The organism is Marinobacter sp. (genome assembly GCF_048259445.1).
In the GTDB taxonomy this organism is placed as follows: domain Bacteria; phylum Pseudomonadota; class Gammaproteobacteria; order Pseudomonadales; family Oleiphilaceae; genus Marinobacter.
This window is the reverse complement of the sequence record NZ_JBLXHQ010000015.1, coordinates 26,070-47,017: the sequence shown is the minus strand read 5'-3', so window position 1 is coordinate 47,017 and position 20,948 is coordinate 26,070. Positions and strand designations below refer to the sequence as shown.

Sequence of the window (20,948 nt, the reverse complement as noted above, 5' to 3'; positions counted from 1 at the left end):
TCTGGAGACTCCTTTGATTGGCGGGCTCTTGGAAATTGAAACTCCAGTGTAGTTGGGTGTCCCGCGGATGCCAGTGAATGGGGCGCTTAGTCCTTATTCTGTTTTACCGACGAGCTGCTGGCGGTTATAGTAACTTGAGCCGACGCTGACCAATTGAGCGATAAGACCGACCTGTATTTCGGGAGAGAATTTTATTAAGCCGGACATTTTATTTGATGAGTCCCACTGTGCGGAATGTGCCTGTGGAGAAGGTCTCGATTTTGCCTTTACCTTTGCTTTCCAGCCTATTGTCGATGTGCTCAACAAGACTGTATTTGCGTACGAAGCTCTTGTAAGGGGCCCTGAAGGCGAGGGTGCTCTGAGCATCCTCAGCAAGGTGAACGAACGGAACCGCTACACCTTTGACCAGATCTGCCGGGTGAAGGCCGTGAAGCTGGCATCCAGGCTTGGGATGAGCACCAGGTTGAGTATCAATTTCATGCCCAACGCCGTCTATCAGGCGGAGTATTGCATCCGGACGACTCTGGCGGCTGCAAGGACGTATAATTTTGATACCAGCAAGATCATCTTCGAGCTTACGGAAGATGAGGATCTGACATCGGTTGATCACCTTGCTTCGATCATCGAAGCCTATCAGGAGATGGGGTTCAGCACGGCGATCGATGATTTTGGTGCGGGTTACTCGCGGTACAACATCATGATCGCAAGTCCGCCAGACCTGCTTAAACTCGATATGGCACTTGTACGCAACATCCACCAGGAGCCTAACAAACAGGCTGTGGTGTCCGGCATTATTACCATGATGACGCAATTGGGCGGCAAGATAGTGGCCGAGGGTGTGGAAACCGTCGAAGAGTATTTCTGGTTACGATCTCAGGGGATCAATCTGTATCAGGGCTACCTCTTTGCAAGGCCCGGTTTTGAATGTTTGCCCGAGCCCGTTTTCCCAACCTGACAGGAAATTGAAGCGTGCTTTATCGAGTTCTCACTATTATTGGCGGCCTGGTTTTTGTCATCGCTCTGTATGCTCTGGTCTGGTTTTTCTGCAAGAAGTTTCTTGAGCATCACGGCGTGACAGATCGGGTATCGGATCGTGCAACTGCGCTTGCGACCTGGACATTTGCGGGCATCAGCATCGGGCTCGTGTTTGCGGTGGTCGGCGCGTTTTTGCTCGGACCCTGGGCGTTTTATCGCACACTGCGCGGCCATGGTGTTGCGATTTCTGATGGCGCGGCCATCTGGTGGGGTTTTGGTATTGTAATGGCCTCGCTAGGCATTACGGCCATCGGCTTCTTCGGTTTTCTCGTCGCCGTCGGAGCTTATTGAATAGCCTTGAGCTGCTTCCTGAACCAGATTAACGCCGGCTCCTGACCATAAGCCCTGTGCCAGTATAGGTGCACGTCGAGAGAGGGCAGGTCTGCCGGTGGGTTCATTATGGTAATGCTGGCCCGTTCTGAAATGATTCTGGCGTAGGTTTCAGGCATTGTCAGCAGTAAATCAGTTGCTTCTACAACCCGGCAGGCCGCGTAATAATGCTGGCACCTAAGCCTGATGCTGCGCTGAACTCCGAGCCGCGATAGCTCAAAATCCTCAATTCCGGGCCCTTCCGTGCGTGATGAAACCAGTACGTGACGCGCTGAGAGGTATCCCTCCATATCCAGAGCCCGTGATGCCAGCGGGTGACCCTCCCGGGCCAGAACTACAAGCCTGTCCTGCCTTAGTAGCTCATGAGACGTCTGGCTGCTGATTGGTAGTAACACATCGACAGCGAAATCCAGCTTGCCCGCCGCGAGCTGGGTTTCCATATCCCGGCGGGGAATGCGCTTGCTGACAATCTCCAGTTCCGGATACGGATCCAGCCGTTGCATCAGTTGCGGCAGAAAAGTCGACTCCAGAACATCTCTCAAACCCAGTGAATAGGTTTTACGCTGGTTAGCCGGGTCAAACGCATGAAACTGATTAACCGCGCCCTGAATCTGGGTAAGCCCGGGTTTCATGGATTCCAGAAAGCGACGGGCAAGAGGTGTAGGCACCATCTGGTTACCCTGGCGCGTGAACAGCGGGTCGTCGAAATGATCCCGCAGGCGCGACAGAGAATGGCTCACGGCCGGCTGCGTAAGGTGCAAGGCCTTAGCAGCCCGGGTAAGGCTGCCTTCCCGGTAGATAGTGTCAAAAACGTGCAAAAGGTTGAGGTCGAGGCGAGTGCCGGCCATAACGTGCGTGCTCTTATTGAATAAATATTGTTGATAGTAAACGATAAGAATAATTCAGTCGTGTAATAGTTGGTGCAGCCTTAGACTGGTTTCATCGTGTGCGCATGTGACGCACATTTTTTGTGCCTAATGTTTGCGAGGATTCAGCAATGGATTTCAGTATCTCCGAGAAGGGTCAGGATTACCTCGAGCGTGTAAAAACGTTTATGGCTGAAGAGATTTTCCCGGTTGAAGCCCGGTATCACAAAGAACTGGCGTCCCTGGAAAATCGCTGGGTTGTCCTGCCAATCATCAAGGAATTGAAGGAGAAAGCCAAAGCGCAGGGCCTGTGGAATATGTTTTTTCCAGACGAGAAGCATGGCTGTGGTCTGCTTAACTCCGATTACGCTCTGATTGCGGAAGAGACAGGCCGTAGCTTTATTGCTCCTGAAATATTCAACTGCAATGCGCCGGATACCGGCAACATGGAAGTACTGATTCATTACGGTTCGGATGAGCAAAAAGCCGAGTGGCTGCCACGCCTGCTGAGTGGTGAAATCCGCTCTGCATTCTGCATGACCGAGCCTGCCGTGGCCTCTTCCGATGCCACCACCATGGAAGCAACCGCCGTGGTTGAGGGCGATGAAGTGGTGCTCAATGGCCGCAAATGGTGGAGCACTGGCATTGGCCACCCGGACTGTAAAGTAGCCATCTTTATGGGGCTGTCTGATCCCGACGCCCACAAACACCGCCGTCACTCCATGGTTCTGGTGCCACTGGATGCACCGGGTGTGAAAATTGAGCGTATGCTTCCTGTGTTCGGCGAATACGACGAACCTTATGGCCACGGCCAGGTGCTGTTCGAAAACGTTCGCTTGCCGAAGAGTGCTTTTATCGCAGGCCCCGGCCGTGGTTTTGAAATCGCCCAGGGCCGCCTTGGGCCGGGCCGTGTACACCACTGTATGCGTGCGATTGGTGCAGCAGAGCGCACTCTGGAACTGCTGGTCAAGCGGGCAATGAGCCGCGAAGCGTTTGGTCGCCCGCTGGCCAAGTTGGGTGGTAACCCGGATATTATTGCCAACGCCCGTATGTCCATCGAGCAGGCGCGTTTACTGACTCTTAAATGTGCCTGGGCTCTGGATACCAAAGGTATTGCCGGCGCGATTCAGGAAGTCGCAATGATCAAGGCGGTGATTCCCAATATGTTGCAAACCATTGTGGATCAGGCGATTCAGATTCACGGCGGTGCCGGCGTGAGCGATGATGACTTCCCGCTGACCCAGTTATTTGCCTATGCCCGTGTGCTGCGCTTGGCAGATGGCCCGGATGAAGTGCACCGCGCCACGGTTGCTCGCCTTGAGTTGCGCAAATATAAAAATTGATGATAGAGCGCCATTGATGAGAGGAGCCGGCGGGGTGGCGTATTCTGAAACTGTGCGGAGCCATGGATGGCGGAGCCAAGCGTACATGGACGTATTCACAGCGTGTTTCAGCATACGCCACCCCGCCGGCTCAGCCTTACTCCAAGGCTGAAGCATCCATTTTAAATAACAAACAACGGACAAACCCATGACACAAAGAGTATTCGTAACAGGCGGCGCAAGCGGCCTTGGTCGGGCCATAGCGCTGCGTTATGCCAGAGAGGGCGCCAGGGTCTGTATCGGTGACATCAATCCCGAACAGGGCGTTGGTGTTGAGCAGGAAATTAACAACGCGGGTGGCGAAGGCTACTTTGTGGAGTGCGATGTCCGGCGGCTGACGGATCTGGAAAAGGTCTGCGCGGATCTCACGGACAAGTGGGGTGGCGTGGATGTGGTGGTGAATAACGCCGGTGTGGCCTCTGCGGGCTCCATTGAAGATACCACCATGGGCGATTGGGAATGGATTCTCGATATTAACGTGCTGGGTGTTGTGCGTGGCTGTAAGGCATTTACGCCACAGTTCAAGAAGCAGGGCTCCGGAACGTTTGTGAACATTGCGTCTATGGCGGGCCTGATGCTGGCGCCGTTGATGGACAGCTACAACGTGTCCAAGGCCGGAGTGATCGCTCTGTCGGAGACCCTGAGTCAGGAGCTTCGCAGCGACGGTATCCATGTCAGCTGCGTGTGCCCGGCGTTTTTTCAGACCAATCTTACCAACAGCATGCGTTCAGACATTCCCGGCATTCAACAGAACGTGAACAAGCTGATGAAACGCTCCAATATTTCTGCAGATCACGTTGCAGACGATATTGTGCGTTCGGTCAAGAACAGGGATTTCTGGGTGTTGCCCCATGTGAAGGAACGCCGCATGTGGATACTCAAGCGTTACGCTCCCTGGGCTTTTGACAAACTTATGTTCGAAGAGAGCAAGCGCTGGATGAAAAAGATGGGCGGTAAGGCCAAGGCCTGACCGGAACGCTGGAATAAAAGGAGAGCCATGAATGACCCAGATTGATCAGGCGGAATTCATCCGCGAAGGCGAGGAGCTGGATCTCTCGGCAGTCGACCGGTTTATGAAAGGTGCCATTCCGGACCTCACGGGCGAGCCGATGATCCGCCAGTACCCGGGTGGTGCTTCTAACCTGACGTATCAGGTTGACTATGGTGACCGTTCGTTTGTTCTGCGCCGTCCGCCTTTTGGCAAGATTGCAAAGTCTGCCCACGACATGCTGCGCGAAGCAAAAGTGATGCAGGCGTTGAAGCCCGTCTATCCATACGTGCCCGATATTATCGCTATCTGTGACGATCACGATGTGCTGGGGTGCGATTTCTATGTGATGGAGCGAATGAAGGGCATCATTCTGCGTCAGGATTTCCCGAAAGACCTGGAACTGAATGAAGCCGACACACGCAAACTGTGCCTGAGCGTGATCGACAAGATGGTGGATCTGCACCGCGTTGATGCCAAAGCTGCGGGTCTGGAGTCGTTGGGCAAGGGTGACGGGTATGTTCAGCGGCAGATCGGCGGCTGGAGTGATCGTTTCCGCAAGGCTCGCACAGACGATGTCGGCGATTTTGAAGTGGTTATGTCCTGGCTGAACGACAAGATGCCAGGTGACGTTGCTCAGGTTGTTATTCACAACGACTTCCGTTTCGACAATGTTGTACTGAGCCCGGACAACCCCTTTGAAGTAATCGGAGTGCTGGACTGGGAAATGGCGACGATTGGCGACCCTTTGATGGACCTCGGCAACACACTGGCTTACTGGATTGAGGCGGATGACGAAGGCCCTTTCCAGATGCTGCGGCGTCAGCCCACCCATCGCCCCGGTATGCTCACCCGCAAGGAAGTGGTGGCGTATTACATGGAGTCGTCTGGTTTTCGGGCAGATAACTTCGATTTCTATGAAATCTACGGGCTGTTCCGGCTGGCGGTGATCGTGCAGCAGATCTACTACCGCTTCTATCATGGACAGACCAAAGACAAGCGTTTTGCCGCTTTTGGCCATGCCGCCAACTATCTTGAGAAACGCTGTCAGCGGCTGATCTCAGAGAGTTCTCTTTAATGGCTACTGTGTACCTTGTGCGTCACGGCCAGGCCAGTTTTGGTAAGGAGAACTACGATCAGCTTTCGCCCAGAGGCTGGGAACAGGGCAAGGTTCTTGGTCGCTGGATGGTTGATAAAATAAGGCCGGCGGCGATTTTCGGCGGTGATTTGCAGCGTCACCGGGAAACGGTTGAGGCGGTTGCAACCGGCTACGGTGCGGAGTTGCCGGATATGCAGGTGGCACCCGGCTTCAACGAATTCGACCACATCTCCGTTGTTAATCGCTACAGGCCCGAATGGAGCGACCGGCAAGTCATGGCAAGAGATCTTGCCGCCTTTCCGAAACCCGCTGCAGCCTTCCAGCACGCCTTCGTTGAAGCAGTGCGTAGGTGGGCTTCCGGGGAATATGATGCGGAATACGACGAGACCTGGACGGATTTCAAAGCTCGTGTACTCAAGGCTTTTGATGAAATGATCGAGTACGCAGATTGCGGCGATGTGCTCGTGTCTACGTCTGGCGGCCCCATAGCGGTGATGTGTCAGCATCTGCTGGGCCTGGAAGACGAGCGGGCACTGGCCCTGAACTCGGTAATCGCGAATACCAGCGTTACCCGTGTTCTCTATTCTGCTGGCCGTCGCAGCTTGTCTGTCTTCAATAATTACAGCCACCTGGAAGCGGAAGACCCCGCCCTGGTGACGTTCCGATAACACATTGAGGTGAACGAATGAGCAAGAAAGACCTGTTTGATCTGACCGGCAAAACGGCCCTGATTACCGGTGCCAGCCGAGGCATCGGCGAGAGTATTGCCCGTACTCTGGCGGACTATGGCGCTCACGTGATTGTTACCAGTCGCAAGATCGACGGCTGTGAGGCCGTGGCCAGCAGCATTCGCGATGGCGGTGGCAGCGCTGAGGCCTATGCCTGCCACATTGGGGAAATGGATCAGATCGAGGCGATCTGGGCTTATATTGAAAAAGAACATGGCAAGCTGGACATTCTGGTCAACAACGCTGCGGCCAACCCGTATTTTGGCCCTGCTGAAGACACAGATCTCGGGGCTTTCCAGAAAACGGTCGATGTGAACATTCGCGGTTACTTTTTCATGTGTGCCCGTGGGGCGCAGCTGATGAAGAAAAACGGCGGTGGTTCAATCGTCAACGTGGCTTCGGTTAACGGTGTAAACCCCGGCCACTTCCAGGGCATTTACTCGGTAACCAAAGCCGCCGTTATCTCCATGACCAAATCCTTCGCCATGGAGCTGGGCCAGCAGAAGATTCGCGTAAACGCTCTGCTGCCAGGGCTGACAGACACCAAGTTTGCCAGCGCCCTGACGACCAATGAAGCGATCAAGAAGCAGGCTATGGCTCACATTCCCATGAAGCGTGTGGCAGACCCGAGCGAGATGGCGGGTACGGTTCTGTACCTGGTGTCAGACGCTTCCAGTTATACCACGGGAGCCTGCATTAATGCTGATGGCGGCTACCTTACGATTTAACGACTCGTAAGGGCTCGTGACGCGACTTCGGAGCCTGGTTGGCAGGTGAGGGCTTTGAAGTCGCCGCTCAATTCTGATGCGCGGCGGGTGAGGTGGTCCAGATGTGAGGGTTGGCTCGCCAGTAACAGATCCTGAATCAGCGACGTCATGGCTTCCATACTTCTATCCATCATCTCTGCATAGGCCTCGCCCCGGCCGGCCTCCGGATTGGTGATCAATTCGCTTATAGATGCTTCAAAACCCGGCTCCTTGCGGTCTTCCAGGGCCTCCAGCAGGGCTCTTTGCCAGTTTTTACGCCCTTCCAGCCAGATTTCGGTTTGCCCTACGCGATTTTCTGACCAGTTATTGATGCTGTTCAGTTGCTGGCCATTCAGGCTTCCCAGCCAGCGCTCAGCTCGCTCCGCCGTCCGTTCCGCTCTTGCTTGCGCAACCTGTTCCGAGTCGCCGGTCAGAAATTTCTCTTCCAGTTCCTGATGATTTTTCGACATGTTGTTTGCCAGCTCGCGCACCTGTTCGTCACTGAGGCTGGAAAGCAGATTGTTCGCAATGGGTGTTATCTGGTTCAACAGTGGCGGAATAAAAGTTGTCAGCCGGGTTTGCAGGCTACTGACTGCGGCCGGCCCGGGATCGCCTGCAGCCAGGTCGCTTTGAAGGTTTTCCAACCATGTGCGATAGCGCGGAAGCTCATTGCTGCAGTGCCATCCTTTCAGATTCTCTATGTCTGCATTCAGTTGCTGTTTCTGAGGTTCAGTGAGCGTAATGAAGTCTTCAACCCACCAGATGATTCCCCAGTCTGCGTAACGGTATGCGAGTTTCGTGGAGCTGCATCCGGAGACAGCAAAAATGGTAACGAGCAGCAAGGCGACAGCTCGTTTGGCTTGTACCTGAAATGAATGTCCATACTGATCCATATTGCGCCTGACTCGGTAAACAAACCTATCGAAAAAAGATCGCTAGCTCATTAATATTACGTATCCATGCACATCAATGTACGACATACCCGGGTTTTCGGATGCGGCTGTCCCTGAACCTGTAATCTGACGAGGAGCATTCATGAGTCGAATTAAACCCGCACGCCTGCGCCAGCTTGTGTTCGGATTTTACATGTCCGGTATGATGTCGCTGCTCATGTCCGGTGTGATTACTTTTATTAACACCGGCATAGACAGCGAGTTTGTCTATCGCTGGCTACCCGCCTTTCTGGTCGCCTGGGCTGTGGCTTTCCCGCTGGTCACCTTTATAGCACCCGTGGCAGTGAAACTAACCGAAATGACGTTAGGGCGACCCGGTGAGGATAATAAGCGTACACCTGTAAACTGAAATGTAAAATTTTACAATCCGTTTTTATTGTCTCCCCGTAAGTAGTTTTTACGCACAATGTGTCAGCAACTGAACATGTGCCGATTTGAACCACTTCATCCTGGTAGTCAATCTTGGAACAGAGGGCACGAGACAATGAAAACAAAATTTGCACTGACTATGGCTTTGGCCGGCAGCGTTATGCTGGTGGGTTGTAGTGATAACGATAATGATGATCCGGCAACACAGGTCAGGGTGCTGCATGCATCTTCCGATGCGCCGGCGGTAAATGTAAAAGTCAATGGTGATGTTGTTGTTGCTGGCGCTGATTATAAACAGGCTGCCGTTCTCACCCCAACTGCCGGTGTTGCGTCAATTGCCGTCGACGGCTTGCTGCCGGGTGGCCAGACAGCTACCGTGATCTCAGCTGATGGCGTTTCGCTGCGTTCCGACACCAAGTACGACGTGATTGCGGTCGGAAACGTGGGAGACGAAACCATTGCGCCTCTGATTTTGACTGACGACGGTGCTCGCGAAGATGCGGACAGCGCTCGCCTGCGGGTTGCTCACTTGTCTCCGGCAGCCCAGGTAGCGGCCGCGGGGCCAGTAGATGTATATGTAACAGCTTTTGGTGAAGAACTTGATACGTCGGCTTTCAGCTTTTCTTTCAAAGAGAGTGTTGGTCCTCTGGAATTGCCGGCAGCAAACGATTATCAGATCCGCGTGACCCCTGCCGGATCAAGTACCGTTGTGTTTGACAGTGGTCAAGTTGCTTTGCCGGCGGGCTCTGATCTGCTGATTGGCGCTGTTGATAACACCGGCGCGAATGGCGATGCCAGTCCGATCAGCCTCGTTGTTCTGAACGGAGCTGACGTCTCGGAGATCTATGACGCTGGCCAAGCCGCTGGCGTACGTATCGTTCATGCGTCCTCTAATGCGCCAAACGTCGACGTTTTTGTCGACGGAACCGTAACGCCATTGGCCAACATCCCATTCGGTAGCATTTCTCCGTTTGCCTTCCTTGATGGCTATGCTGCCTTGCCGGCTGGAGATACTCGCGTTCAGGTCGCAGCTGCTGGAACTGGGCTTGATGGTGGGTTGGTCGTGATTGATGAGACACTTCCGCTCGCTAACGGTCAAGGCTATACCGCTCTTGCGGTTGGTCAATTAGATAGCATTGAGGCACTGGTAGTCGAAGATAAAGTGCGCAGCATTGCTACACAAGCTTCTCTGAGAATCGTTCATGCCTCCACTGCTGCCGGCAATGTTGATATTTATTTGGTGCCGAGCACTCAAGATGGCATCGGTAACTCAGATCCGGCTCTCTCAAATGTGCCCTTCAAGGCTGTGACAGATTACCTGCCGATAGCGGATGGCACTTATAACGTTTATATTGCGCCCACAGGTACGGGTACACCGGCAATCACCGCCGAAGGTGTTGAGCTGAATGCAGGTGGCGTTTACACAGTGGTCGCGCGGGATGCTGATGCAGAAGCCGAGGCTCCTCTGAATCAATTAGGGCTAATTTTGTTTGACGATTTTGCTGCTCAGCCGCAGCCTAATCAACCATTGTAAAAAATTTAGATTTGTAGCGTAAAAAGCCCCGGTCTTCCGCAAGCCGTTCACTTAAAGTGGATCTAGTTTGGCAAGGCCGGGCGACAAAGAGGGTCGGTGGATTTATCCACTGGCCCTTTTTTTATGCGCTGGTCTTCACGTATTTGTCGAGATAGATGATCTTTTCTAGGTCTACTGGGCCTTTTGCAAGCCCCAACCGCATCGCCGGAGTCTTGCCTTTATCATTGGTTTTGCAGAAGTTGTAATAAACCCGGTAGATGTCTCCAAGTTGGCTGTACCTGTCCGGATTATATGGTGAGTATCCGTACCAGATGCGTCTTCCGCTGGTGCCCGATCCAAATGGGCGTTCAAAACAACTTATGGCCCGCCGAATTTGCATAAAGAATCGATCTACCGCATGCAGTGACCCCATCTGAAGAAGACTCGCTTGATGGTCAAGAGAGTAACGGTCGATCCCAGTGATGGCCGCGATCATTTTTTCCGATTCCACCATTGTGGCTTCTGGATGTTGAACCCATTTCTCAGGGGAATTCGGAAACGACAGTGGTTTTTGAATTCGGTCGATCAACATTTGATTGATAACTGCCTTTCGCTCCTTCCGAGACATTTTCAGGAAGGCAACTCCAGCATACTCGCTGATCATTTCTTGAGCATCACGAACCAATTGCCGTTTGGCATCGACGGTCTTATCTTTGCTTGCCCTAATCAGGAATCCATCCGATTCCCCATTCATTATTTTGTCGCGGAATGCTGCAATATATGCACCACGCATTCCGGTGTCCTGGTCCATATAAAAACGAGTTCGCTTTACAGATCCCAGTAGATTCCTCAACAAAAAGAAATGGGCTGCCATGGTGTATTCGTTGTGAATCAAGACGCCTTTAGCCGGAAGGCGTGTTGTGGTATCAAAATCCTCAGATGAACCACTCACATTCACGCTGCTATCGAAGGCGGCCTTGCGTTGCACCTCTTCCGCCAAGGACCCTGCTGCCAGGCGCTCTAAACGGCTTGAGGAGCGCTTGGTGGCATCTGCAAACTCTTGCTTCAGCCACACCCTTGCGTAATTTCGATGGTATTTGGGGCGGTCATAATCACCAATCTGGATCGCATGTTTTTCTATCTGATCTTGATCGACGCTCGCATCAAAATTGAAATTGAAGGCGAACACATAACCGGTTCGGAGACAGGCCGTAGCAATTCCATAAACCTCACAGTTCCGTTTATCTTTGCGCTGCGTCCAGTTGCTGATTTGCACCTGACGATCTGTCGCCAGATACAGTCGATCACGGTCCATTTTTTTAAGCTCAGCTTCTCGCCGACTTGCAAAGTCCAGGCACTGACGGTGCAGGAAATCTATTTTCCCGTAGAGTGTTTTTGGATGAATAGACAGGATTTCAGCGATTCGGCGCAAAGGAACGCGATTAACGAGAAGCTTGAAGAATTGTTTGTTCGTTTCGGGTCTTCGATGGGCGCGGTTTCTCTTTTTGGGTGTAAATGTCTTCCGGCAGGAGAGGCATTGATAGCGTTGAGAGCCTGAAGCCGTTTTCCCACGTCGCTTTATTTCGCCGCCCTCGTTCGTGCAGCCGTTGGGACAACTTAAGTCAGGACCCGAAAGATATCGGCTGATGCGGTGAAGTTCCTCAGCGACCGCCTGGTTACTTTTAAGTGCAGAGGTGATGCTGCCGGAATAATTACCGAATTGTTTTCTGGTTTCACAGGATTTGCAGGCTAGCGCGGCAGAATTGAGACCCGTTCCCTGAATTCTGAAAGGTTCCGGCATCTCCAGAATTTGACGATCATCCGTTTCTCTATTAGATTCCTTGCATATCCTTTCTTCGGGGACAGGCGAGAGACCAAAATTCTCGCAATCCGGTGCCCCACAGCCGTTTACTTGAATTCCCTCGAACCTTTCCGGAACTCGCGGCCAATCCTTCTGGCAAGATTTCTTTCTCATGAAAAAAGGCACCATACTGTCTGGATATCCAGTAGTATAGCGCCTTTTCGGGCTAGGCCAAGCCGTTCAGATCCACTTTAGGTGAACGGCTTGGGTCTTCCGGGGCTTTTTTTATTGAACGGAAGTGCGGTGTTGGCCTGAGTCCACCCGAGAAAGCGCAGTGCCCGTAGGCGGCCGGAAATGCAGAGAGTAAAGAATTCGATCCAGCACAGCCTGTCCATTCCAGGCTGGATCATTGTTCACCATGCCCACAACAGCCCAGGTTGTATTGTTCTCATCCCGCGTAAAGCCAGCTATAGACCGCACGTTTTCCAGATAGCCGGTTTTAATCCGGCCTTCGCCATCCATGCCGGTATTGCGCAGGCGGCGGGCCATGGTTCCATCCATGGCAATAATCGGCATGGAGGCCATGAGGTCTGAAGCGTAGGGGCTGTTCCAGGCGTGTTGCAGAATTTTCGTGCCTTGCCGGGCAGTGATTTTGCCATGGCGGGTCAGACCCGCACCGTTGTCGATGACCATCCCGGCGGTGTCGACGCCTTTTTTCTCCAGCCACTCATAAATAACGCGTATGCCGGCTACCCGGTCGTCGTTTTCGTTATCCAGCCGGTTTTGTGCGCCGATGGTCAATAACAGCTGCCGTGCCATCACGTTGCTGCTCCACTTGTTGATGTCCCGCACCATAGTGACCAAATCTGGCGACGTGGTTTTCATAACCAGTCGCGCCGTTTCCGGAGTTAATCCGCTCAGGTTTCCACCGGAAACTATGATGCCCATCTCTCCAAGCAGTGAACGGATCATGGAGCCGCTGTATTGCTCATGGGGCAACAGAGAGAGGTAGGTTGTAGTACGGCAGCCTTGCGGCAATTCGCCGGTTACCCGCACGGTGACTCTTCCACCTTCCTGAAATACCGGCTCCCACTCAAAACTGCGGCGCGACGGGCAGGCGCCGTCGGCCACTGCGGTTACCCGGTTGTCGATAACGATTTCACTCAGCGCCGGCGTACTCCAGGCCTGGGTGCCGCGTTCGTCTGCACGCACCTGGAAGTGCATCAGGTTGAGGTTGGTCAGATAGGCTGATGGCTCGACCAGAAAGGGCGCGTATGGGTTGTCGCCATTATCTTCGAATGCGGGAAAACCACCATCAACTTCAAAATAGCTGCCATCCAGCACCAGATTGCCATCGATGCGGGTAATGCCCATATCCCGGAGTTCCCGCAGGGTTGTCCAAAGTCTTTCGAAGGTGAGTTTCGGGTCGCCGCCGAAGCGCACGTAGAGGTTGCCTTTGAGCGTATCTCCGATCATTTCGCCGTCGGTCAGAAAATCTGTGTCCCAGTGATGGGTAGGGCCGAGAATTTCCAGGGCTGCGTAGGTGGTAACGACCTTCATTATCGAGCCGGGGCTCATGGGCACATCTGCATTGATGTTCTGATCAAGCCCGGGGCCATTCAAAGGCACCGCAGCCATGCTCAGCGCTTCCTCACTTTTAAGGGATTTGGTTGCGTAGTCGCGCATCTGGCTGGCCCAGAGCCGATTGCTGCTGTAGCCGGTGCTGTCGCCATCAGCAGCCAATGTTGACGGGAAGTATGCCAGAACAGGTGTCAGAACAAACGCTGCGGCGAGGGTCAGCGCCTGGCGCTTTTGCCGAAGAGTGACTTTCCCTGCGCTGTTTGAATACGGCATACCCGGCATCACCATAGTGTTTGTTTGAAAAGCTGTGAAAATAAGACTTCTAAGATTAACAATAGCCCATCTCTGTTGATTGTACTATGCAGAAAACCTCTACATGACGTTAAAAAATGCCAGTAGCCTGCTTGTTTATAATAGGGTTTTGTGACTGAGTGTAAGTCAGCTTGCCCGAAGTGACGAGGCAGCCGCCAACAGGATACCGGCTGCGGCACTGTTGCCGATATTTTCCGTTATCGTAAGCCAATGGAAACACGTGTTATTTAATGATAATGGTCGGGTTACCAATTGAGGATTTGATTATGTTTAATAGACTCGCTCACCATGCGCACGTACTGGGCTCCGTCGCAACCTCATCGTTTACAGCTTGGCGTGGATGCCTGGTGGTAAGCGATGTGCCACAGCCGGAGCAGCCTCTCGTGCTTTACGACATGGAAGGTTGCCCCTACTGCCGCCGGGTGCGTGAAGCTCTGACTGCGCTCAATCTCGATGTGGAGATCCGCCCCTGTCCCAAAGGTGGCCGCATTTTCCGGAGCCAGGCAGAGGCAGCCGGGGGCAAACAGCAATTTCCTTTGCTGGTCGACCGGAATACTGAGACGGTGATGTACGAGTCGGAAGCAATCATCAAGTATCTGTTCCTCCAGTATGCGGGGCGACCGGTGCCCGGCTACTACCGTGAGCGTGTCTGGCAGCCGGTGTTGGGTTCATTTGCGTCTGTAGCCAGCGCTATGAGAGGGCTGCGGGCAGGTTCGGGAAAACAGCCGAAGAAGCCGCTACATTTGTGGAGTTTTGAGGGCAGCCCTTTCTCCCGGTTGGTACGAGAGAGGCTGTGTGAGCTGGAGATTCCTTACACCCTGCATAACCTGGGTAAGGAACACTGGACGGAAATCGGCCCCGCGAAGCAGCGCATCAAGCCCGGGCCCTACACGCCGGCACCCGGCGGAAAGCGCGATGCTTTCTTCAAGGCGCACGGCAGGGTTCAGGTGCCTTACCTTGAGGATCCGAATACCGGGGAGGGTTTGTTCGAGTCTGCCCGCATACTGGATTACCTGAACGCGCAATATGCCTGAAACAAACGTCGACTTCGCTGTTTAGAGGGCCTCATGGCAGGTATCATGGTCGGCTATTGAATAGCTTTAAAACTCCCGGGAAATGATCAGCAGGAAGTCCATGTATACCGGCCAGTGTCTGTGTGGTGATATTACATTTGAATATGAGGGCCCGCTGGGCCCGCTTTCCCTTTGCCATTGCAGCCAGTGCCGCCGCGCTCACGGCAGTGCATTTTCTGCGAGTTCCCCGGTGCAGAAAGTGCGCTTTCGTTTCTTGTCAGGCGAGGATCATCTGACCGAATACGAGTCACGTCCGGGAAAATACCGTGCCTTCTGCAGCCGCTGCGGGAGCCATTTGTACAGTCGCGTGGATGCGATTCCCGGCATTCTTCGACTGCGTGTTGGTGTGATTAACGAGCCTCTGGAAAAGGGGCCGGCACAGCATGTCTACACCGGTTCAAAGTCGAACTGGTTTGAAATTACAGACACTCTGCCTCAGTACGAAAAAACCGAGCGTACCGGCGATCCTCACTGAACCGGCACTATTCGGTAGACTTTCCCCTGTGAGGAGTCCGTTAGCAGCCATAAGCTTCCGTCCGGGCCGGTTCTGACGTCGCGAATGCGTTCTTCCAGATCGGTAAGCAGGTCTTCTTCCGTGGTTACTTCTCCGTTTGTTACTTCCAGACGAACCAGTTTCCGTAATTTCAGAGCCCCGACGAACCAATTGCCTTGCCATTCAGGGAACTCGGAGCCGTTGTAAAATGCCATGCCTGAAGGTGCAATGGACGGATCCCAGTAGTGCAGGGGCTGCGCCATGCCTTCCTCTTCGGTTCTCAAGCTAATCGGAATGCCGGAGTAACCAATACCGTAGGTTATCTCCGGCCATCCATAGTTGGTGCCGGCTTTTAAGATGTTGATCTCGTCGCCGCCCCGCGGGCCGTGCTCATGGGTCCAGATATCACCGGTTTCGGGATGGACGGTCATGCCCTGAATGTTGCGGTTTCCCCAGGTAAACAGAGTGTTGTTAACGCCCGGGTCATCAAGCCCCGGATTGCCTGGTGCCGGCTCACCATTCACAGTGATACGGTGGACTCCACCGGCGTCGTCTTCAGTGTCCTGAGCCCGATCCTTATCGCCACGGTCACCAACGGAAATATAAAGATAGCCGGATGCGTCGAATGCCATTCGCCCCCCGAAGTGGCGAGAGCCACCGGAGCGCGGGAGCGCCTCAAAGATGACTCTCACGTCTTTTAGCCTTCCTTCCTCATAGATTGCACGTGCTACACGGGTTGTCATTCCGTCGCCGGAGCGGTGTGCGTAGCTGAGGAACAGTGTTCGGTTTTTTGCAAACTCCGGATGTAGAGCTATATCGAGCAGCCCACCCTGGCCTGATACCGCAGGTGCAGGAAGCCCCTGAACCGCTTGCGGCAAGAGCTTTCCATCCTGAATGACACGTAGCCTGCCAGCCCTCTCTGTAACGAGCATGGAGCCATCGGGAAGAAAGGCCAGGCTCCAGGGGTGCTCGAGATCAGCGGCAACGGTTTCCAGCTTGAAGCGAGCATCCTCGCTGTTATAGGTCTGGCTTGCGGCTGCGAAGGATAGCCCCGAAAGAAACAAGCCGATGAGCATCATCAAGGATCGGGCAGGTTGCATGTGAACCTCTCTTTGTATTGCAAATGATAATCAATATCATTAATATAATTGTGCATCTGCGAAAGCAAGGCAGATTTTTTTCATACGATCTGTTTACACCATTAGGCCAGGGAGATACAGCCATGACGGCAGAACAGGAAATGATTGAAGGGCTAAAGATTGCGGCGGGCGCCGGTCTTTTTGTTACCTTAGTTATTGTCGGGCTTGCAGTTGCGCTGTAACCACCGGTCCAGCTTGTCAGCGAATTCTTTTTTGTCGGTCTGGCTGAAAGGGGCCTGGCCGCCAGTAACTTGTCCGGCGTTACGCATCTCTTCCATAAAGTTCCTCATGGCGAGGCGCTGGCGGATGTTTTCCTTTGTGAAAGCCTGTCCTCTCGGGTTGAAAACATCGGCACCTTTCTCTATGGCTTCGGCCGCCAGCGGAATGTCCTGAGTGATCACAAGATCGCCGGAGCTGAGTTGATCCATAATCTCGTTATCCGCCACATCAAAACCCTGCATAACCTGCCTGGCCTTAATGTAAGGGCTGGGCTGCAGCTTGATCACATGGTTGGCAATGAAAGTCGTTTGAACTTGCCAGCGAGAGGCTGCACGGCAGAGAATTTCCCGAATGGGCACAGGGCAGGCGTCGGCGTCGACCCAGATTGGCATGGCTGGCTCCTTTGTTGATTCAGTTCTTTGAGAGTCTACCTTTTGTTGTTGTGAACCCGGTAGTGGAGGCCCACGTATCCACACAGTGAGTTTTGATTTATTCGCGGCCTCTTGTTGGGTGCGCTGTCATTGCGGGGAGGATGCTTTATGGCTCTGAGAATTCTGGCTTCGGGCTTGTTGGCACTTTTATTTTCCTTGCCAGCAAACGCAAGTGATAGTGATGCCAGGGCTTGGGAGGCGCTGCGTCAGGGGAACGCGGTTTTGATGATGCGACATGCGTTGGCCCCCGGAACGGGCGACCCAGCTAATTTCAGGCTCGGGGACTGCAGCACTCAGCGAAATCTGAATGATACCGGTCGGGAGCAGGCGCGCGCCTGGAAACCGTTTCTGGCGGAGCGTGGGATATTTGAAGCGCGGGTGTTCTCCAGCCAGTGGTGCCGGTGTATGGACACCGCGGTGGGAATGGATGTTGGTGTCGTGTCGGAGTGGCCATCGCTGAATTCGTTTTTCCAGAACCGAAGCGATCGCTCCCCTCAGACCCGGGAAGTTATTGAGGGTGTTAATAATATGGCAGCGGGGCTGCCGATATTTCTGGTTTCCCATCAGGTCAATACAACCGCATTGACCGGGATTTTTCCGTCATCAAATGAGGGAGTGATTATCGCGTTGCCATTGTCGGAATCGGCCGAGGTTCTTGCAAGGGTCTCACCGGGTCGTTAATGGTATAATCCTGCGCAAATTCAGCGATCAGGAAACACCGATGTCCAAACTCCCTCCTTGCCCCCAATGCGGTTCTGCCTACACCTATGAAGATGGAGTTCAGCTAGTCTGCCCCGAGTGCGCCCATGAATGGACAGAAGCAGAGACGGCTGCGGCTGCGGCAGGAAAATTGGTGCGCGATGCCAACGGTAACGAACTTCAGGATGGCGATACTGTTACTGTTATCAAGGACCTGAAAGTTAAGGGCTCAAGCTCGGTTGTAAAAGTTGGCACCAAGGTTAAGGGTATCCGCCTGGTAGACGGTGACCACGATATTGATTGCAAGATCGATGGTATTGGCGCCATGAAGCTTAAATCCGAGTTTGTAAAAAAAGTCTGATATTCTCGGCAATGGTCTTGAGTGATGCCCCGGAGGCGTTCTATGTCAGATAAAGAACTTGAAGCGGCCGCAGTTCAGCCTGAGGTTGAAAAAAAGCACGAGCTGCATCAAGAGCTTCCTGCAGACTTCCCCGATCCTTTGTTTCGCGGGCTGCATCTGATTATACGGTTTGCAATCCGTGTTCTAGCGGTTTTGATGGTAGCGGTCATCCTGTGGGGAGTGGGGGATGTTATCTATATCATCTACGACCGCCTCGCGACGCCGCCTTTTCTGCTTCTGGATATCAATGATATTTTCTACACCTTCGGGGCCTTCATGGCTGTACTCATTGCGGTAGAAATTTTCATCAATATTCGGCTTTATCTGGGCACGAATGTGTTTCCGGTCCAGCTGGTGGTTGCTACAGCATTGATGGCGATCGCGCGAAAAGTCATTGTGCTGGACTTCGACACGCTGACTCCCATGTACCTGATTGGTATCGCAGCTACAACGCTGGCACTTGGTATCACTTACTGGCTTCTGCGGCAGGGTAATCAGTACCACGAGTGGGATGACTGAAGTGGTTTGTGCTGGCGTGCTTGCTGCGACTATTCGACGCAGCAAGCCGCTTGCGTTGAACCGGGCTGAGCGCAACACTGTTGGCACTGAAGCTTCAAAAACTGATATAAATCATCATCCGTTCAACAGTAGCGACGCGAGACACCATGAAAAAACTAATGACACTGCTGCTTGCCAGTAGCGCACTGATTGCCCAGATTTTTACTACTGCTGTAACGGCCAATGAGCATGTTCATGGAAACATTGCGATAGAGCACCCGTGGAGTCGGCCAACGCCACCAGGCACGCCTATGGGTGTCGGCTATATGATCATCAGAAATCATAGCGACAGGGATATCACATTGGTCAGCGCGAGCACGCCCAGAGCGGGTCATGTTTCAATTCATGAAACACAGATGAAAGATGGTGTCATGCGCATGCAGCCGCTGAAGAACGGGCTGACAATATCGTCCGGCGAAACCGTGGAGCTCAAGCCCCATAGCTATCATTTGATGCTGGAAAAACTCCCGGAACCGCTGAAGGAGGGAGAAAGTATTCCTCTGACGCTGGAGTTTGAAGGCGCAGAAACAATCGAAGTGGAGCTAAGCGTGCAGTCGCTGGACGCTGATATGAAAGAGCCTGAAATGGACCATTCCGGGCACAAGATGGACCACTGATGTTCTCCGGCTTAAGCGGGCAGTGACACTTTCAGCCTATGTAATATGCACTGATAGCGTCACTGCCGGTATTCTTGATCTGGCTTGTTTTTAAGAACAGCCACCGCAGCAGACGCCTGAGTCTCCGTGTTTACCTTTCTTTACAGTTTCTTTTTCGATGCTGTCGGACGCTCCGGCGGCTTGCTCAGCAATCCCTTCTTTGAGTTTTTCAGCTTCTGTTTTATCGGCGGTTTTGGGGCTGGCCACTTCTTTAAATAACTGTGTCATCAGGAATATCTCTTTTTGGCTTCAAATAAGATTCATGTGTTATGTATCTTATTTGGCGTAAAGCGGCTAGTCAACGGATGTTTCTGATATGTGAGTAGGTAACGACCGCAAGTCTGTTGAAAGGGATTCACAGTTTCACTTTTGTGCTAAAGTCGTGCGCGAATATACCTATAATCAGTTTTTGTTCCTCGGTGTTTTTGCCAGGGAACTTAATGGCAGGATTTCAGGTAACACTGGCCGTTCTGTCGCAGGGGAATTTGCAGTATATGAATAACGACAATAGTGCGGTGAACCCTGCATCGCGGCGTGAACGTGGGCTGAAGTTCTGGCGGGTTGCCCGCCGGACATGCCAGCTTGCAGCGGCAGTCGATATTTCTTTTTTCTTCCTGTTTCATTTTCTCGGATCGCCTATCCTTGCGTGGATAAATGTTGGCAGCGTCGCTCTGTATGCCGCCGCTTATTACGCTATTGAGCGCAGGCAGAATCGCCTGGCTATCGCGTTGATCTGGCTGGAGGTGATTATTCACTCGGCGCTCGGGACGATAATGCTCGGGTGGGGTAGTGGCTTTCATTATTATTTGCTGATGTTCATCCCGGCTCTGTGCATCAGCTCCGTACGTCGTGGCACGATATACTCTTTACTGCTGGGGCTTTGGGGCTATTACATAGCGCTCGATATTCTCATGTGGTTTATCGATCCTGTTCAGCCTATCTCGTCTGAAGCCTTGCTGGGCGTTCACTTGTTTAATCTGAGCGTTGTATTCGGGATGTTCGCCTACCTGTCTTTCCTCTATATGAGTATGGTGGTCTCGGCACAACGCAAGCTTCGTAAGCTGGCTACGGTTGATTCGCTGACGGGGCTGTTTAATCGTCGCCAGGGAAGTGATCTGGCGGATAATGAAATCGCACGTTTTCGCAGGGCGGGGCACCCTGTTACCTTTATGTTGCTCGATCTCGACCATTTCAAATCAATCAATGATCTTTATGGCCATGAAATGGGTGACAAAATACTGGCAGAGATCGGGCAGTTAATTCCGGCCCAGCTGCGAACTCAGGATATGGTTGCGCGCTGGGGTGGAGAGGAGTTTCTGGTTATTCTTCCTGATACCAGGCTCGCAAGTGCGCTGGCAAGTGCAGAGAGGATCAGGATTGCACTTCGAAGTCACGATTGGCAGATCACTACAGGTGAGTCGATCAATGTGACGGCAAGCATCGGTGTGAGTGAGATGTGTGAAAATGACGACCGTGGTTCTGTTATCAGTCGCGCAGACAGGGCGTTATACCGCGGTAAGGCCGGGGGGCGAAATCGGGTAGAGCAGGAGGAAGCTCTGGAGCGGTAAAGCGGGAGT

The 20,948-nt window shown here is 53.0% G+C and carries 23 protein-coding genes; 16 read left to right on the top strand and 7 right to left on the bottom strand.

The annotated features are described in order from the left end of the window. Positions 1–193: 193 nt before the first annotated feature. Positions 194–955: an EAL domain-containing protein gene (locus tag ACN0RL_RS12040; RefSeq protein ID WP_417517161.1), complete on the top strand. Its 762-nt coding sequence runs from the start codon at positions 194–196 to the stop codon at positions 953–955. A 14-nt stretch (positions 956–969) separates the two neighbouring features. Beyond that, the gene (locus ACN0RL_RS12035; RefSeq protein ID WP_417517055.1) at positions 970–1,326 is read left to right on the top strand and encodes a hypothetical protein; all 357 of its coding nucleotides are present in this window, start codon (positions 970–972) and stop codon (positions 1,324–1,326) included. On the opposite strand, the gene ACN0RL_RS12030 is transcribed toward ACN0RL_RS12035, so the two are convergent. Then, positions 1,320–2,213 carry a LysR family transcriptional regulator gene (locus tag ACN0RL_RS12030; RefSeq protein WP_417517053.1) on the bottom strand — a complete coding sequence of 298 codons (894 nt, stop codon included), beginning with the start codon at positions 2,211–2,213 and terminating at the stop codon, positions 1,320–1,322. The genes ACN0RL_RS12035 and ACN0RL_RS12030 overlap by 7 nt on opposite strands. A 149-nt stretch (positions 2,214–2,362) precedes the next feature. Here ACN0RL_RS12030 and ACN0RL_RS12025 point away from each other — a divergent pair, with 149 nt between their 5' ends. From ACN0RL_RS12025 to ACN0RL_RS12005, 5 genes are all read left to right on the top strand, one after another. Further along, positions 2,363–3,574 carry an acyl-CoA dehydrogenase family protein gene (locus tag ACN0RL_RS12025; RefSeq protein ID WP_417517051.1) on the top strand — a complete coding sequence of 404 codons (1,212 nt, stop codon included), beginning with the start codon at positions 2,363–2,365 and terminating at the stop codon, positions 3,572–3,574. 187 nt (positions 3,575–3,761) lie between these two features. Further along, the gene (locus ACN0RL_RS12020; protein ID WP_417517049.1) at positions 3,762–4,583 is read left to right on the top strand and encodes an SDR family oxidoreductase; all 822 of its coding nucleotides are present in this window, start codon (positions 3,762–3,764) and stop codon (positions 4,581–4,583) included. Between the two features lie 31 nt (positions 4,584–4,614). Beyond that, positions 4,615–5,679: a phosphotransferase family protein gene (locus ACN0RL_RS12015; protein WP_417517048.1), complete on the top strand. Its 1,065-nt coding sequence runs from the start codon at positions 4,615–4,617 to the stop codon at positions 5,677–5,679. Then, complete coding sequence (locus ACN0RL_RS12010) at positions 5,679–6,368, top strand: histidine phosphatase family protein (RefSeq protein ID WP_417517046.1); 690 nt, start codon at positions 5,679–5,681, stop codon at positions 6,366–6,368. Before ACN0RL_RS12015 ends, ACN0RL_RS12010 begins: the two co-directional genes overlap by 1 nt. A 17-nt stretch (positions 6,369–6,385) precedes the next feature. Next, positions 6,386–7,156, top strand: coding sequence for an SDR family oxidoreductase (locus tag ACN0RL_RS12005; protein ID WP_417517044.1), 771 nt, complete (start codon positions 6,386–6,388; stop codon positions 7,154–7,156). On the opposite strand, the gene ACN0RL_RS12000 is transcribed toward ACN0RL_RS12005, so the two are convergent. Next, positions 7,153–8,067: a DUF6279 family lipoprotein gene (locus ACN0RL_RS12000; RefSeq protein WP_417517042.1), complete on the bottom strand. Its 915-nt coding sequence runs from the start codon at positions 8,065–8,067 to the stop codon at positions 7,153–7,155. The two genes, ACN0RL_RS12005 and ACN0RL_RS12000, sit on opposite strands and share 4 nt — an antisense overlap. Before the next feature lie 142 nt (positions 8,068–8,209). Here ACN0RL_RS12000 and ACN0RL_RS11995 point away from each other — a divergent pair, with 142 nt between their 5' ends. Together ACN0RL_RS11995 and ACN0RL_RS11990 are read left to right on the top strand one after the other, a co-directional pair. Continuing rightward, positions 8,210–8,476: a DUF2798 domain-containing protein gene (locus ACN0RL_RS11995; protein WP_417517040.1), complete on the top strand. Its 267-nt coding sequence runs from the start codon at positions 8,210–8,212 to the stop codon at positions 8,474–8,476. Positions 8,477–8,611: 135 nt separating this feature from the next. After that, positions 8,612–10,030, top strand: a complete 1,419-nt coding sequence (locus ACN0RL_RS11990; protein WP_417517038.1) for a DUF4397 domain-containing protein — start codon at positions 8,612–8,614, stop codon at positions 10,028–10,030. Between the two features lie 121 nt (positions 10,031–10,151). Here ACN0RL_RS11990 and ACN0RL_RS11985 read toward each other — a convergent pair whose 3' ends face one another. Continuing rightward, entirely contained in the window at positions 10,152–11,984 is a 1,833-nt protein-coding gene (locus ACN0RL_RS11985; protein ID WP_417517036.1) for a transposase, read from the bottom strand. A 111-nt stretch (positions 11,985–12,095) separates the two neighbouring features. Then, positions 12,096–13,664 (bottom strand): D-alanyl-D-alanine carboxypeptidase/D-alanyl-D-alanine-endopeptidase, encoded by a 1,569-nt coding sequence (gene dacB, locus ACN0RL_RS11980; RefSeq protein ID WP_417517034.1) that lies wholly within the window; start codon positions 13,662–13,664, stop codon positions 12,096–12,098. Between the two features lie 305 nt (positions 13,665–13,969). On the opposite strand from dacB, the gene ACN0RL_RS11975 reads away from it, so the two are divergent. Both ACN0RL_RS11975 and ACN0RL_RS11970 read left to right on the top strand, forming a co-directional pair. Beyond that, a complete protein-coding gene (locus ACN0RL_RS11975; protein WP_417517032.1) occupies positions 13,970–14,737 on the top strand; it encodes a glutathione S-transferase N-terminal domain-containing protein in 768 nt (255 codons plus the stop codon). Between the two features lie 100 nt (positions 14,738–14,837). Then, positions 14,838–15,251 (top strand): GFA family protein, encoded by a 414-nt coding sequence (locus tag ACN0RL_RS11970; RefSeq protein ID WP_417517030.1) that lies wholly within the window; start codon positions 14,838–14,840, stop codon positions 15,249–15,251. On the opposite strand, the gene ACN0RL_RS11965 is transcribed toward ACN0RL_RS11970, so the two are convergent. Together ACN0RL_RS11965 and ACN0RL_RS11960 are read right to left on the bottom strand one after the other, a co-directional pair. Further along, complete coding sequence (locus tag ACN0RL_RS11965; protein ID WP_417517159.1) at positions 15,245–16,348, bottom strand: PQQ-dependent sugar dehydrogenase; 1,104 nt, start codon at positions 16,346–16,348, stop codon at positions 15,245–15,247. The two genes, ACN0RL_RS11970 and ACN0RL_RS11965, sit on opposite strands and share 7 nt — an antisense overlap. Before the next feature lie 209 nt (positions 16,349–16,557). After that, positions 16,558–17,019 carry a YaiI/YqxD family protein gene (locus ACN0RL_RS11960; RefSeq protein WP_417517028.1) on the bottom strand — a complete coding sequence of 154 codons (462 nt, stop codon included), beginning with the start codon at positions 17,017–17,019 and terminating at the stop codon, positions 16,558–16,560. A 147-nt stretch (positions 17,020–17,166) separates the two neighbouring features. Here ACN0RL_RS11960 and ACN0RL_RS11955 point away from each other — a divergent pair, with 147 nt between their 5' ends. The 4 genes from ACN0RL_RS11955 (at position 17,167) to ACN0RL_RS11940 (ending at position 19,332) form a co-directional block, all read left to right on the top strand. Beyond that, positions 17,167–17,739 carry a histidine phosphatase family protein gene (locus ACN0RL_RS11955; RefSeq protein WP_417517026.1) on the top strand — a complete coding sequence of 191 codons (573 nt, stop codon included), beginning with the start codon at positions 17,167–17,169 and terminating at the stop codon, positions 17,737–17,739. A 40-nt stretch (positions 17,740–17,779) separates the two neighbouring features. Further along, positions 17,780–18,118, top strand: a complete 339-nt coding sequence (locus ACN0RL_RS11950; protein ID WP_417517024.1) for a zinc ribbon domain-containing protein YjdM — start codon at positions 17,780–17,782, stop codon at positions 18,116–18,118. 42 nt (positions 18,119–18,160) lie between these two features. Beyond that, positions 18,161–18,676, top strand: coding sequence for a phosphate-starvation-inducible PsiE family protein (locus ACN0RL_RS11945; RefSeq protein WP_417517022.1), 516 nt, complete (start codon positions 18,161–18,163; stop codon positions 18,674–18,676). Between the two features lie 146 nt (positions 18,677–18,822). Next, positions 18,823–19,332 carry a copper chaperone PCu(A)C gene (locus ACN0RL_RS11940; RefSeq protein ID WP_417517020.1) on the top strand — a complete coding sequence of 170 codons (510 nt, stop codon included), beginning with the start codon at positions 18,823–18,825 and terminating at the stop codon, positions 19,330–19,332. 90 nt (positions 19,333–19,422) lie between these two features. Here the strand turns inward: ACN0RL_RS11940 and ACN0RL_RS11935 are convergent, their stop codons facing one another. Next, positions 19,423–19,599: a CCGSCS motif protein gene (locus ACN0RL_RS11935; protein WP_417517018.1), complete on the bottom strand. Its 177-nt coding sequence runs from the start codon at positions 19,597–19,599 to the stop codon at positions 19,423–19,425. Between the two features lie 266 nt (positions 19,600–19,865). Between ACN0RL_RS11935 and ACN0RL_RS11930 the strand changes: the two genes are divergently transcribed. Then, positions 19,866–20,939 (top strand): GGDEF domain-containing protein, encoded by a 1,074-nt coding sequence (locus ACN0RL_RS11930; RefSeq protein WP_417517016.1) that lies wholly within the window; start codon positions 19,866–19,868, stop codon positions 20,937–20,939. Positions 20,940–20,948: the final 9 nt, after the last annotated feature.

Bases quoted from the DNA above. Each gene is read 5' to 3' on its own strand.
- ACN0RL_RS11935 (WP_417517018.1), bottom strand. From the start codon at position 19,599: ATGACACAGTTATTTAAAGAAGTGGCCAGCCCCAAAACCGCCGATAAA.
- ACN0RL_RS11985 (WP_417517036.1), bottom strand. From the start codon at position 11,984: ATGAGAAAGAAATCTTGCCAGAAGGATTGGCCGCGAGTTCCGGAAAGG.
- ACN0RL_RS11960 (WP_417517028.1), bottom strand. From the start codon at position 17,019: ATGCCAATCTGGGTCGACGCCGACGCCTGCCCTGTGCCCATTCGGGAA.
- ACN0RL_RS11945 (WP_417517022.1), top strand. From the start codon at position 18,161: ATGTCAGATAAAGAACTTGAAGCGGCCGCAGTTCAGCCTGAGGTTGAA.
- ACN0RL_RS11940 (WP_417517020.1), top strand. From the start codon at position 18,823: ATGAAAAAACTAATGACACTGCTGCTTGCCAGTAGCGCACTGATTGCC.
- ACN0RL_RS11965 (WP_417517159.1), bottom strand. From the start codon at position 16,348: ATGATGCTCATCGGCTTGTTTCTTTCGGGGCTATCCTTCGCAGCCGCA.
- ACN0RL_RS11930 (WP_417517016.1), top strand. From the start codon at position 19,866: ATGAATAACGACAATAGTGCGGTGAACCCTGCATCGCGGCGTGAACGT.
- ACN0RL_RS12025 (WP_417517051.1), top strand. From the start codon at position 2,363: ATGGATTTCAGTATCTCCGAGAAGGGTCAGGATTACCTCGAGCGTGTA.
- ACN0RL_RS12010 (WP_417517046.1), top strand. From the start codon at position 5,679: ATGGCTACTGTGTACCTTGTGCGTCACGGCCAGGCCAGTTTTGGTAAG.
- ACN0RL_RS12015 (WP_417517048.1), top strand. From the start codon at position 4,615: ATGACCCAGATTGATCAGGCGGAATTCATCCGCGAAGGCGAGGAGCTG.
- ACN0RL_RS12000 (WP_417517042.1), bottom strand. From the start codon at position 8,067: ATGGATCAGTATGGACATTCATTTCAGGTACAAGCCAAACGAGCTGTC.
- ACN0RL_RS12030 (WP_417517053.1), bottom strand. From the start codon at position 2,213: ATGGCCGGCACTCGCCTCGACCTCAACCTTTTGCACGTTTTTGACACT.
- ACN0RL_RS11975 (WP_417517032.1), top strand. From the start codon at position 13,970: ATGTTTAATAGACTCGCTCACCATGCGCACGTACTGGGCTCCGTCGCA.
- ACN0RL_RS11995 (WP_417517040.1), top strand. From the start codon at position 8,210: ATGAGTCGAATTAAACCCGCACGCCTGCGCCAGCTTGTGTTCGGATTT.
- ACN0RL_RS11950 (WP_417517024.1), top strand. From the start codon at position 17,780: ATGTCCAAACTCCCTCCTTGCCCCCAATGCGGTTCTGCCTACACCTAT.
- dacB (WP_417517034.1), bottom strand. From the start codon at position 13,664: ATGCCGTATTCAAACAGCGCAGGGAAAGTCACTCTTCGGCAAAAGCGC.
- ACN0RL_RS11990 (WP_417517038.1), top strand. From the start codon at position 8,612: ATGAAAACAAAATTTGCACTGACTATGGCTTTGGCCGGCAGCGTTATG.
- ACN0RL_RS12005 (WP_417517044.1), top strand. From the start codon at position 6,386: ATGAGCAAGAAAGACCTGTTTGATCTGACCGGCAAAACGGCCCTGATT.
- ACN0RL_RS12020 (WP_417517049.1), top strand. From the start codon at position 3,762: ATGACACAAAGAGTATTCGTAACAGGCGGCGCAAGCGGCCTTGGTCGG.
- ACN0RL_RS11955 (WP_417517026.1), top strand. From the start codon at position 17,167: ATGGCTCTGAGAATTCTGGCTTCGGGCTTGTTGGCACTTTTATTTTCC.
- ACN0RL_RS11970 (WP_417517030.1), top strand. From the start codon at position 14,838: ATGTATACCGGCCAGTGTCTGTGTGGTGATATTACATTTGAATATGAG.